Origin of the sequence: Streptomyces sp. M-16 (genome assembly GCF_052114405.1) — a bacterium.
Classification (GTDB): Bacteria; Actinomycetota; Actinomycetes; order Streptomycetales; family Streptomycetaceae; genus Streptomyces.
This window is the reverse complement of sequence record NZ_JBFRER010000081.1, coordinates 37,452-47,777: the sequence shown is the minus strand read 5'-3', so window position 1 is coordinate 47,777 and position 10,326 is coordinate 37,452. Positions and strand designations below refer to the sequence as shown.

The 10,326-nt window shown below is 72.1% G+C and carries 12 protein-coding genes; 8 read left to right on the top strand and 4 right to left on the bottom strand.

The features are described from left to right. Positions 1–825 precede the first annotated feature (825 nt). The gene (locus tag AB4039_RS29295) at positions 826–2,334 is read left to right on the top strand and encodes a M1 family metallopeptidase (protein WP_266843820.1); all 1,509 of its coding nucleotides are present in this window, start codon (positions 826–828) and stop codon (positions 2,332–2,334) included. A gap of 31 nt (positions 2,335–2,365) precedes the next feature. Here the strand turns inward: AB4039_RS29295 and AB4039_RS29290 are convergent, their stop codons facing one another. Next, positions 2,366–3,259, bottom strand: coding sequence for an oxygenase MpaB family protein (locus AB4039_RS29290; protein ID WP_266843819.1), 894 nt, complete (start codon positions 3,257–3,259; stop codon positions 2,366–2,368). A gap of 195 nt (positions 3,260–3,454) precedes the next feature. Between AB4039_RS29290 and sph the strand changes: the two genes are divergently transcribed. Next, complete coding sequence (gene sph / locus AB4039_RS29285) at positions 3,455–4,453, top strand: sphingomyelin phosphodiesterase (RefSeq protein WP_442272205.1); 999 nt, start codon at positions 3,455–3,457, stop codon at positions 4,451–4,453. 16 nt (positions 4,454–4,469) lie between these two features. On the opposite strand, the gene AB4039_RS29280 is transcribed toward sph, so the two are convergent. After that, on the bottom strand, positions 4,470–5,060 hold the full coding sequence (locus tag AB4039_RS29280; RefSeq protein WP_442272204.1) for a hypothetical protein: 591 nt from the start codon (positions 5,058–5,060) through the stop codon (positions 4,470–4,472). Between the two features lie 73 nt (positions 5,061–5,133). Here AB4039_RS29280 and AB4039_RS29275 point away from each other — a divergent pair, with 73 nt between their 5' ends. The 3 genes from AB4039_RS29275 (at position 5,134) to AB4039_RS29265 (ending at position 7,097) form a co-directional block, all read left to right on the top strand. Then, positions 5,134–5,337 carry a hypothetical protein gene (locus tag AB4039_RS29275; RefSeq protein ID WP_442272203.1) on the top strand — a complete coding sequence of 68 codons (204 nt, stop codon included), beginning with the start codon at positions 5,134–5,136 and terminating at the stop codon, positions 5,335–5,337. A 9-nt stretch (positions 5,338–5,346) separates the two neighbouring features. After that, positions 5,347–5,889 (top strand): hypothetical protein, encoded by a 543-nt coding sequence (locus AB4039_RS29270; RefSeq protein ID WP_442272202.1) that lies wholly within the window; start codon positions 5,347–5,349, stop codon positions 5,887–5,889. Between the two features lie 137 nt (positions 5,890–6,026). Next, positions 6,027–7,097 (top strand): hypothetical protein, encoded by a 1,071-nt coding sequence (locus tag AB4039_RS29265; RefSeq protein WP_442272201.1) that lies wholly within the window; start codon positions 6,027–6,029, stop codon positions 7,095–7,097. 58 nt (positions 7,098–7,155) lie between these two features. Here AB4039_RS29265 and AB4039_RS29260 read toward each other — a convergent pair whose 3' ends face one another. Then, positions 7,156–7,476, bottom strand: coding sequence for a 4a-hydroxytetrahydrobiopterin dehydratase (locus tag AB4039_RS29260; RefSeq protein WP_442272200.1), 321 nt, complete (start codon positions 7,474–7,476; stop codon positions 7,156–7,158). Then, on the bottom strand, positions 7,473–8,717 hold the full coding sequence (locus AB4039_RS29255; RefSeq protein ID WP_442272199.1) for a Twin-arginine translocation pathway signal: 1,245 nt from the start codon (positions 8,715–8,717) through the stop codon (positions 7,473–7,475). The genes AB4039_RS29260 and AB4039_RS29255 overlap by 4 nt, the downstream gene beginning before the upstream one ends. A 179-nt stretch (positions 8,718–8,896) precedes the next feature. Here AB4039_RS29255 and AB4039_RS29250 point away from each other — a divergent pair, with 179 nt between their 5' ends. From AB4039_RS29250 to AB4039_RS29240, 3 genes are all read left to right on the top strand, one after another. After that, the gene (locus AB4039_RS29250; RefSeq protein ID WP_266843815.1) at positions 8,897–9,121 is read left to right on the top strand and encodes a hypothetical protein; all 225 of its coding nucleotides are present in this window, start codon (positions 8,897–8,899) and stop codon (positions 9,119–9,121) included. A 326-nt stretch (positions 9,122–9,447) separates the two neighbouring features. Continuing rightward, on the top strand, positions 9,448–9,996 hold the full coding sequence (locus AB4039_RS29245; protein WP_442272198.1) for a glycine-rich domain-containing protein: 549 nt from the start codon (positions 9,448–9,450) through the stop codon (positions 9,994–9,996). A gap of 35 nt (positions 9,997–10,031) precedes the next feature. Further along, on the top strand, positions 10,032–10,274 hold the full coding sequence (locus tag AB4039_RS29240) for a hypothetical protein (protein ID WP_266843813.1): 243 nt from the start codon (positions 10,032–10,034) through the stop codon (positions 10,272–10,274). The last annotated feature ends 52 nt before the right edge of the window (positions 10,275–10,326 follow it).

The window sequence follows — 10,326 nt, the reverse complement described above, 5'->3', positions numbered from 1 at the left end:
GCCCGGGGTCCGGGCACCGCCCGGGCGCCCCGGGTGGGCGGGCACCGCCCCGGCACGGCCCGGGGTCCGGGCACCACCCGGAGCTCGGGCCCCGCCCGGGCTCCGGGCCCCCGCCCGGGCACCATCCGGACCCGCCCGGGCGCCCCGGGTGGGCGGGCACCGCCCCGGCACGGCCCGGGGTCCGGGCACCACCCAGGGTCCAGGCACCGCCCGGAGGTCGGGTACCCGCCGGGGGGCGTCGGGCACCGCCCAGGGGTCGGGTACCCGCGTACGCCTGCGTCGGCGATGCTCGGCCGCCGGCCGGCGCGCAGTCCGCGGGGGCCGGTCCGGCAGCACCGGGCGGGCGGCGGGGTGGGTCCACCTGACGCCGGGTCTGCCGGCAGCCCGGCCCGCCGTGCCGGGAGCGCGCCGGGAACCGGTTCGCTCACGACAGGGGTCGACTGCCGAAATCCGGCCAATATGTTCCCGGCCGGTGACGGTGCGACAGGAGCGGCCGGCCGACCGGAAGTCGCCCCCGGGCCACCCCCGGGCCACCTCCGCCGGCCGGGGCGGCCTGGTGCGCGCGCCTCCGCGCCGGCCCGCACCACCGGGGCCGCGCCGGACCGTTCGACGAGCTCCCGTCACCCGTGCGGCGGAGGCCCCAGCGTGTCCGGATTTCGATGTACCGGTGCCCGTCCGGCCGGGCCACCGGCCGCGGCTTCCTTGCGGCCGGATGGCGATCGTGTGACAGCAGGGGCCATGGACATGACCTGAGCGGCCAGGGGTGAATACGGTCGGACGACCAGACCCGAACCGATCTGCCTCCCCTACCCCTTGGAGCTCTTCGTGCGCCGCAAAGTCATCGCCCCGAGCGTGCTCGCCGCCTCCCTGCTGCTGGTGATCCCGGCGTCGGCGGCCGGCGCCGGTCCGGGCGCCCCGGGTATCGGCGACCCCTACTACCCGGCCAGCGGGAACGGCGGGTACGACGTCTCCCACTACGACCTGCGCCTGCAGTACCAGCCCAAGACCGATCTCCTGGAGGGCACGGCCACCCTCCTGGCCACCGCCAAGCAGGACCTGTCCCGCTTCAACCTCGACTTCGGCCTCAAGGTCAGCGAGATCCGCGTCAACGGCGTCAAGGCGAAGTTCGCCACCTCCGGGACCCAGGAGCTGGAGGTCACCCCGGCCCAGCCGCTGCAGAAGGGCAAGGAGGCCTCCGTCGTCGTCAAGTACTCCGGCAAGCCCTCGGAGTACAAGGTCGACGGCTGGTCCGCCTGGCAGCGCACCCCGGACGGCGGCATCGCGGCGCAGGAGCCCGACTCGGCGGCCTGGTGGTTCCCGAGCAACGACCACCCGCTGGACAAGGCCACCTTCGACGTGTCGGTCAACGTCCCGGACGGCACCCAGGCCATCAGCAACGGCGTGCTCCAGTCGCAGAGTTCCAGGCTGGGCTGGACCCGCTACAACTGGCGCTCCAACAAGCCGCAGGCCACCTACCTGGCCACCCTCGCGGTCGGCAAGTTCGACATCACCACCGACAAGACCGCGAGCGGTCTGCCCGTCCTGAACGCCTACAGCAAGGACCTCGGCGACAACGCGGGCGCGGCGCGCGCGAGCGTGGAGCGGACCACCGAGGTCGCGGAGTGGCTGGAGGGGGTCTTCGGCCCGTACCCGTTCAACGCGCTCGGCGGCTACGTCCCGAACGTGCCCTCCGGTTTCGCGCTGGAGACGCAGACGCGGCCGTTCTACAGCCCGCGCCAGTTCGCCAACGGGGCGAACGTCTCGGTGGTCGTGCACGAGCTGGCCCACCAGTGGTACGGCGACAGCGTGTCGGTCGACAACTGGAAGGACATCTGGGTCAACGAGGGCTTCGCCCGCTACAGCCAGTGGCTGTGGTCGGAGAAGGAGGGCGAGGGCACCGCACAGGAGCTCGCCGACTGGACGTACGCCTCCCGTCCGGCCGAGGACCCGTTCTGGCAGGTCAAGCCGGGTGACCCGGGTGCGGAGAACCAGTTCCACGGGGCGGTGTACGACCGCGGCGCCATCGCGATCCAGGCGCTGCGCAACGAGATCGGCGACGAGAAGTTCTTCCAGATCCTCAAGGGCTGGCCGACCGAGCGCGCCTACGGGAACGCCAAGGTCGGGGACTTCGTCCGGTACGCGGAGAAGATCTCGGGCAAGCCGCTCGCCCAGCTCTTCGAGACCTGGCTGTACACCCCGGGCAAGCCCGCCTTCGCCCCGCCGGCCGCGGCCGCCAAGGGCGCGGGCGCCCGCGCGCAGGCCCCGGCCAAGCCCGCCGCGGAGCCGAAGTCCTGGAAGAAGATCGCCGCGACGAACAACCTCCACGCGCACTGATCCGCCCCGCGGACGCGCGCGCCGGTGCCCTTCAGCGGGTGCCGGCGCGCCGTCGTGCGCGGGCGGCGCGGGCGGCGCGGGCGAGCGGCAGGTAGCGCAGCCGCTCGGGCAGCAGCGGTACGAGGATCCGCAGGGCCGTGCCCATCCGCCGGAGCCGGCGCTCCTGGGCGGGGGTCCACTCCAGGCCGAGGACGGCCCGCGCGTCGGGTGGCATGAACCCGACGGTGACGAAGGCCCGGAAGCGCAGGTACGCGGTCCGCAGCAGCGGCCAGGAGACCCGCAGCAGCAGCCCGGCGACCGGGGAGGCGACCTCGGGGCGGGGCAGGTCCGCGTCGGTGGCGAGCAGTTCGCGGGCCACCTTGGTGGGCTCGATCTCCTCGGCCAGCATCCGCCGGTAGTACGGCCAGAACTCCTCGACCGTCTGCGGCATGTCCCGGTCGCGGAGCCCGAGGATCCGGCCCACCTGGAGCCACTCGCGGTAGAGCAGGCGCTCCTGGGCGGGGGTGATGCGGCGGAACAGGTACCGCCCGGAGTGCAGGGCCACGGGGAAGCCGGTGGCGTGCACCCAGGCGTAGCAGGCCGGGTCGAGGGAGTGGTAGCGGCGCCCCCGGGTGTCGGTGCCCTGGATCTCCTTGTGCAGCCGGCGCACCCGGCGGCCCTCCGCTGCGGCCTCGTCCCCGCCGTACACCCACAGCTGGACGGAGCGCAGGGAGCGTTCGCCGCGTCCCCAGGGGTCGGTGCGGAAGACGGAGTACTGGTCGACGCCGGCGCCGACGGCCGGGTGGGCGACCTGGAGGGTGAAGGCGGCGGGGAGGGTCAGCAGGGACCGGATGTCCCCGGCGGTGGTCCACAGCACCCCGCCGGGCGGGGGCGGCTCGGGGTCGCTCCGGCGGTCCGCCGCCGTTCCCCCGGTGTGTGTGGTCATCCGTGTTCCCCCGGTGTTCGCGCGTGGTTCTCCCTCCAGTATCGCCGTCGCGGGGCCGGCGGCCCGCCCGCCCGCACCCGGCCCCACGTTGTCGTGGCCCGGACAGAAAGTCTTGTCACAGGTGTTACCCCGAAGTAACCGCGGCTGCTTGGATGACGGCGTCGATCTTCCCCCGCAGGAATGACGGAGACCTCCATGCTGCACACCTCGCACCGCCGCACCCGGGCCGCCGCCACGGCCGTCGCGGCGATCGCCGCCGGCACGCTGGCCCTCACCACCGCCCCCGCGGCCACCGCCGCCGAGACCGGCGCGACCCCCCGGCTCAGCGTCCTGACGTACAACACGTTCCTGATGAGCAAGAACCTGTACCCGAACTGGGGCCAGGACCACCGGGCTTCGGAGATCCCCAAGGCCTCCTTCTTCCAGGGCCACGACGTGGTGGTCCTCCAGGAGGCCTTCGACAACGGCGCCTCGGACGCGCTGAAGGCGAACGCCGCCGCGCAGTACCCGTACCAGACGCCGGTCGTGGGCCGCAGCAAGAGCGGATGGGACGCGACGGGCGGCTCCTACTCCTCCACCACCCCGGAGGACGGCGGCGTCACGGTCCTGAGCAAGTGGCCGATCGTCCGCAAGGAGCAGGTGGTCTACAAGGACGCCTGCGGCGCCGACTGGTGGTCCAACAAGGGCTTCGCCTACGTGGTGCTGGACGTCAACGGGACCAAGGTGCACGTGGTCGGCACCCACGCGCAGTCCACCGACCCGGGCTGCGGCGCGGGCGAGGCGGCGGAGATGCGCGCCCGGCAGTTCCGCGCCATCGACTCCTTCCTGGACGCCAAGAACATCCCGGCGGCCGAGCAGGTGATAGTGACGGGCGACATGAACGTCGACTCGCGCAGCCCCGAGTACGCGAGCATGCTCGCCAACGCCGACCTGGCCGGCGCCGACAGCCGTACGGGCCACCCGTACTCATTCGACACGGCGCTCAACTCGATCGCGAACTACCGCTACCCGACGGACCCCCGCGAGGACCTGGACTACGTCCTGTACCGCAAGGGCAACGCCCGCCCGGCGAACTGGAACAACAACGTGGTCAAGGAGCAGTCGGCCCCCTGGACCGTCTCCAGCTGGGGCACCTCCTACACCTACACCAACCTCTCCGACCATTATCCTGTAACGGGGTACGTGGCCCCGTAAGTTCAGGCAGGCCACATCAGCTGGAAACGGGCTCCGTCACGGGCATCTCGTCCGCCGGAGCCCACACCGGCACCATCCGCACGATCTTCTGCGGACAAATCTCCACCCGCCGGATGAGCGACGCCAGGATCACCCGCTTCGCAGCCACACTCAGCGTGTCCCACTCGTCAAGCAGCCCCTGCACCACGTCACGGAAGGGGGCTGGGCCCGTGGACGCCGTCGACTCCTTCGGCAACGCGTCCAGTTCGCGCTGCACCTCGGCCCACTCAGTCGCCAGCGCATCCCTCGTCCGCAGGTACGAGCCGCTCGGAATGTCGCCCATCACGTGCCCCGTCGTAGCACGGTCGATGGCAGCCGCCAGCTTGCCCAGCTGAGCCTCCGGCACAGCGCGGCTGGCTCCCGCGTCCGGGGCCCGGCGCGGGGCCGGAAGGACGACGGCGCCTACGGCGATGGCGTCGATCTCGTCACGTACTTCGACGAGCCATCCGTGGACGCGAGCCTCAACGACGGAGCGTCGGATCCATACGGTTTCGTGCTCAACCGCATGCCGGGCACGGGCACCACATTGGTAGGCGTAGCAGGAGTTGTCGCGAACCTTGTCGTTCACGGGGTAGCCGCCACACTCGCCGCACCGAATGAGGCCGCTGCACATACCCCTCTCCGTCTGACACGCGGCGAGGGTGCCAGACGTAGCCGAACTGATGCTGCCGGCGGGGGCGCTCGGCGGGCTGTGCCTGTACACCGTGCTGATCATCATGTGGCCGACAGGTTGCGCCGCCGCCGTGCTGCGGGCGCTGCGTACCGCGATGGTCCTGGCCATCGCCGGGCTGATGGTGCAGCGCACCTGGACGGTTATCCGCGCCCAGCGCGCCGACAAGCCGTAGGAGGCCGTCATGCCGCTGCCCGCGCAGCGCACCGTCCACGGGACGGTCACCGACATTTTCACTGGCGCCGGACCGGCCACGACCATCACCATCACGGCGCTGCCCCGCCGGTGGACCGACGCGGGCGGCGACCAGCTCCTTGTCAGCCCGGACCACACCGTCCCGGTGACGGGCGGGGCGTGGTCGATCGCGCTGGTGCCGACGGACGCGGCTGGGATCGAGCCGGTGACGGGCCGCTACTACCGGCTCCAGGAGGTCGTCAGCGGCGTCCCGGGCCGGGCCCGGACGTTCGAAGCGCCCACCGGCGATATGACGCCGATCAGCATCCTGGCCCTCATCGTGGACGACCCGGGCTACCGGGATACGTGCGCGGGGCGGCCGGCGCGGCGGGGACCGCCGGTCCCGCTGGCCCCACGGGGGCTACGGGTCCTGCGGGTGCCGCTGGGCCCGCGGGTGCGACCGGCCCGACGGGACCGGCCGGCGCCACCGGGGCCACTGGGGCGACGGGTCCTCAGCCGCCGCTCGGCGCTGCTGGCGCGGGTCCGACGGTAGCCCTGCGGTCCGATGACCCGAGCACGGTCAACGCCCGGACCCCGATCCCTCACGCGGGCACGCACACGACGGGCGGCACGGATCCGATCACGGCGGCGTCGATCGGCGCGGACGCTGCTGGCGCGGCGTCCAGCGCGGTGGCCGCCCTGTCCGCACTGACACAGACGGTGGTCAAGGGTGCCGACGAGCCRCGGACGTCGGTCACGACAGTGTCCGACGACGGGCGCCTTGTCGCGCCCCTGGAGGCGAACTCGGTCTACAAGTTCAACGCGACGCTGCTGTTCGACGGCCCGGAGGCCGCGGATGCGAGCATCACGTTCACCGTGCCTTCCGGCGCGACGGGCGGGTGGGCGCCGTACGCGGGCACGTTGGGGACGACGGTGCCGGACGGTTCGGCGCAGGTGAAGGTTGCGGCCCGGCAGTTCGGCAGCAACAGCGACATCGGCGTGATGGCCTCCTCCGCGACGCTGGCCGGGATCATCGCGATGCCGACCGGCATCGTGGCCACCGGCGCCACGCCAGGGCTGCTCCGGCTGCGATGGGCACAGCAGACGTCCAACGCGGCGGCCGTGAACTTGAGGGCGGGCTCGGTCCTCCAGGTCATCAAGGTCAGCGGCACGGGCCCGGCGGCGTCCGGGATTGGCCTGTCTCAGCCGCTTGCACTGCCCTCTGATCAGGGCCTCCTCGCCTGGACCGGCGACCCGAACGACGCCGGGCATGTCACCGCTCAGTCCTCGGGTGGCGTGGCCGGGCGGATCACGCTGGTGAAGATCCAGATCCGGAAGAGCATCACGTGGTCGAGGGTCTGGTTCGGGCTTGCCGGAGTCGACGGCGCGGCCACCCTGGCGAACTGTTTCCTCGGCGTCTACGACTCCGCGGGCACCCTCAGAGGGGTCACGGCAGACATCTCCACGGACTTGATGTCTGGCGCGACGGGCAAGTCGGTTCCGCTATCGGCCCCGTTTACTGCGCCGCCGGGCAAGTACTTCATCGCGATGCTGCTCAACGGCTCGTGGTCGACGAACGTGTTGACCTTCAAAGCCACCGGCGCCGGGATCACGGTCAACTGCGGGCTGGTGCCGCCGCGGCTGCGGTACTCGAACATCGGGACCGGTCAGACCAGTCTCCCGTCCACGCTCGACCTGACGCAGCAGTCGACGAGCATCATCAACACCGGGTGGGCCAGCCAGTGGTACGGCGTCTCCTGAACAGCAGCATGCCCCCTCTCGCCTACGGGCGGGAGGGGGCGATTTCGTGCGTCCGGGCTCAGTCCAGCGGGAGCGCCTGGTGCGCGGCCACGATCGCGTCGATGCGGTGCGCCAGGTCGAAGTCCGCGCGCGTCAGCCGGTTCCCCGCGTCGTGCGTCGTGATCGACGCGCGCAGGTGGTCGATGCGGAGGTCGAGGTCGGCATGGTGCTGGATCCGCCGGGACCGGTCGGCGATCGTCACGATCGCAGCCACCGCTGCGTGGTACCGGATCGGGTAGGTGCGGGTGATCGCCTCACCCTCCTGGGCCCAGCCCGGCAGCCCGGCCAGGTGCTCGGCGATCTCCTCGTGCGTCATCGGCTGCGGTACACCCATGCTCATGCCCCCTCGTTCACAGGCGCCAGGATCTCGGCGAGGTCCCGGCCTACGGGCGCATCCTGCCACGGGCGCATGGCCCGCTCCAGGGTGGCCAGTTCACGCAGCATCCGGGCTGACCGGGTCTCGGCTGCGATCTCTGCTGCCGCGCGGGCGATCTCGACGGCCTGTTCCGGTTGCCGGGCCCCCGCCGCTGCGGTCGCATGCCGGGCGAGGTACACCCCGCGGTCCCGGCGGGCGGTCGCGGGGACCGCGTCGAGAACCTGCGACCAGAGGGATTCGGCTTCACGGCCGAGGCCGAGCCGGCCGTAGCAGGTGGCGCGCTGCACCTCCAGGTAGCCGGGCGTCCGGCGGCACGCGTTGCCCCAGGGGAGGTCGTCGTCCACGCGGGAGAGGAGTCCGTCTGCGGTGTCGATGAGCCGGTCGACGGCGGTCCGGTCGCCGGTAAGGCTGGCGCCGTGGGCCTGCTGCTGCATCGCCATCACGCGGACCTTGGGGAACAGCCGGCCGTCGTCGAGCGCGGTCTCGCACAGGTCGATGACGCCGTGCCCGTCGCCGAGGTCGGTACGGACCTGCGCCAAGTTCACGAGGGAGTAGCCGACGAGGTGCGGGTCCCGGGACCGGGCCGCGATCTCCTGCGTTATCCCCCGCCAGAACGCCGCGGCGCCAAGGTCCCCTGCGTCCTGGTAGAGCCAGCCGACGAGCGCAGCGTAGGCGGCCCCGACCCGGAGGAGGCCTCGGCGGGTCTCGCCCTTCGCCGAGCGGACGAGCTTGTCGATGAGCTGGTACTGGGCGCTGACGGTGCCGATGAGGTCGTGGGGGCCGAGGAACATGTCAGCGCGGTAGTGCCCTTCCAACTGCTGTTGGAAGTAGTCGATCAGGGCGGGATCGACGTGCTGGGTGGTGACGGGGCCGGGCAGGAGCGCGGCCGCGGTGACGTTGACGAAGGTCCTGCGGTTCACGTCTTCCTCTTGGTGTGCCTCGGGGCGGATCCAGCCGGCGGGCGCCGTGAACCCCAGCTCCTCCGGCCACCGGCCCAACGCATCGTGGAGCACGAGCGCGGTGTCCTCCGGCGGCCAGCCGGGGGCGCCTCCCTCCCACCGGCGCCAGGTGCGGGCCGCGACGGTGAAGTGGGGGTCGTCGAGGAGCCGCTGCCCGTGGGCTTGGAGTGCGGCCGCGGCGGCCTCCATGCTGCGCCACCCAGCCCGTAGGCGGGCGGCTCGGAGCGAGTCGTTTCGGTGGCCCATGGCCCCAGTGTGAGGTGTCATCGCGTGTATCCCCGGCCGTGGCCGCTACGTGGCCACGCATGGCCACGCGATGGCCTATCTGCCCATCTGCGTGCGAGCCCATCATCCTCCTGTGGCCGCTGCTTCCGCAGGACTTGGGCCACCTCACCACCCGCTGACGACGGTAAGGAAGCACAGCCATGGACGTGCAGGAAACCGGCGGTACGGTCGAGCACGAGGACCATCCCCTGTTGCACCGCCAGGTCCGCGACCCGAAGACGGGCCGCCGCGGCGAGTTGATGGCGGTCCTGCACGAGACGCTTGGCTACGCCGACGGTCGGGAGCGCAGCACGCTCACCGCATACCTCCGGGGCGTCAACGGCCTGGAGTTCACGGCGGCCGCCGCCACCCTGGAGGCGGTGTGACAACCCCGTGGTGCGGCACCACGCCCTTGCCGGCCTTCGACGAGTTGACGGCCGCCCAGGCCCGCGGGCACGCATGCGTGAGCTGCGGGGACCCGATTGGTCCCGGGGCGGTGTACCGCGGCGTCGTCCTCGGCCACGAGGGCGGCCTCCTCCTCGACGCTGATGTCTGGGCGTGCGGAGCTTCGGAGGACAGTCCGTGAGCCCGCGTCGCCCGCCGTCCGAAGTCGCCCGGCAGGTCGCCTACGTGGTGATCACGCTCGGCATCTTCGCCCTCATCGTCATCGGCACCCGCTGATCCTGCACTTCACCTCGAAGGAGAGACAGCTATGTCCAGCCCGTTCCCGCCCCCGCCGTGCAGCGCCGGCAAGGGCGAGCAGCCCGCACCCGCGGCGAGCCCGCGCGGCCTCCTCACCGACGCCCAGTTCAACGACGTCCGCGCCACCGTCCTCGACGACAACCCCGGCATGGAGCCCGAGATGGCTGGCCGTCTCGTAGGTGAGGCCCTCAAGTTCGTGAGCACGGCCTCGCTGTTTCCCACGGTCCGGATCGCCCCGACCCGGGAGGTCGACGAGGGCTGGCACGCCCTCATCCTCCACACCCACCTGTACGCCACGCTGTGCAGCCGTCTGGGCCGGACCGTGCACCACTACCCGGAGCGGCCCGACCCGTCCCGCCACGACGACGACGTCCTGACCCGCACGATCGCCCTGATCGAGCAGGCCGGGTACACCCCGGACGCCGAACTGTGGGTGGGTCCGGGGAAGTCGCTCGTCGCCGTGGCGGCGAACTGCAACCACACCCCGGTGCCGGGCGGCTGCGGCACCATCAACCCCGGCGGGTGCGCGACGCACGGTGGCGGCGGCGACGGGGGATAAGCTCCCCCTCGCACCGTCGACGGAAAGGTGAGGACATGACTCCGGAAGAGGCTCGGAAGATGGACGTCGCCCTACGGCAGCTCGGCCTGCCGGGGGTGGTGGCACCCTTCGATCCCGAGAACCCTGCCGGGGAGTGGGGCATCTTCGACAGGGCCGACCCTGAGACTCGCCAGGACATCAGCGAGGAGATCTTCGGCCTCTTCGGGAAGGCTCTCGACGAACCGCTCCAGCCGAGGCGGTCAGCCCCCACCCGAGGGTTCGTCATCCCCCAGGCCTGACCTCCCGATCCAGCCCCGGCCGGCAATCCCCCCGTCGGCCGGGGCTTCCCGC

Coding starts and splice junctions, on each gene's coding strand:
- AB4039_RS29290 (WP_266843819.1), bottom strand. CDS start 3,259: ATGACCACACACACCGGGGGAACGGCGGCGGACCGCCGGAGCGACCCC.
- sph (WP_442272205.1), top strand. CDS start 3,455: ATGCTGCACACCTCGCACCGCCGCACCCGGGCCGCCGCCACGGCCGTC.
- AB4039_RS29270 (WP_442272202.1), top strand. CDS start 5,347: ATGCCGCTGCCCGCGCAGCGCACCGTCCACGGGACGGTCACCGACATT.
- AB4039_RS29260 (WP_442272200.1), bottom strand. CDS start 7,476: ATGAGCATGGGTGTACCGCAGCCGATGACGCACGAGGAGATCGCCGAG.
- AB4039_RS29255 (WP_442272199.1), bottom strand. CDS start 8,717: ATGGGCCACCGAAACGACTCGCTCCGAGCCGCCCGCCTACGGGCTGGG.
- AB4039_RS29250 (WP_266843815.1), top strand. CDS start 8,897: ATGGACGTGCAGGAAACCGGCGGTACGGTCGAGCACGAGGACCATCCC.
- AB4039_RS29245 (WP_442272198.1), top strand. CDS start 9,448: ATGTCCAGCCCGTTCCCGCCCCCGCCGTGCAGCGCCGGCAAGGGCGAG.
- AB4039_RS29240 (WP_266843813.1), top strand. CDS start 10,032: ATGACTCCGGAAGAGGCTCGGAAGATGGACGTCGCCCTACGGCAGCTC.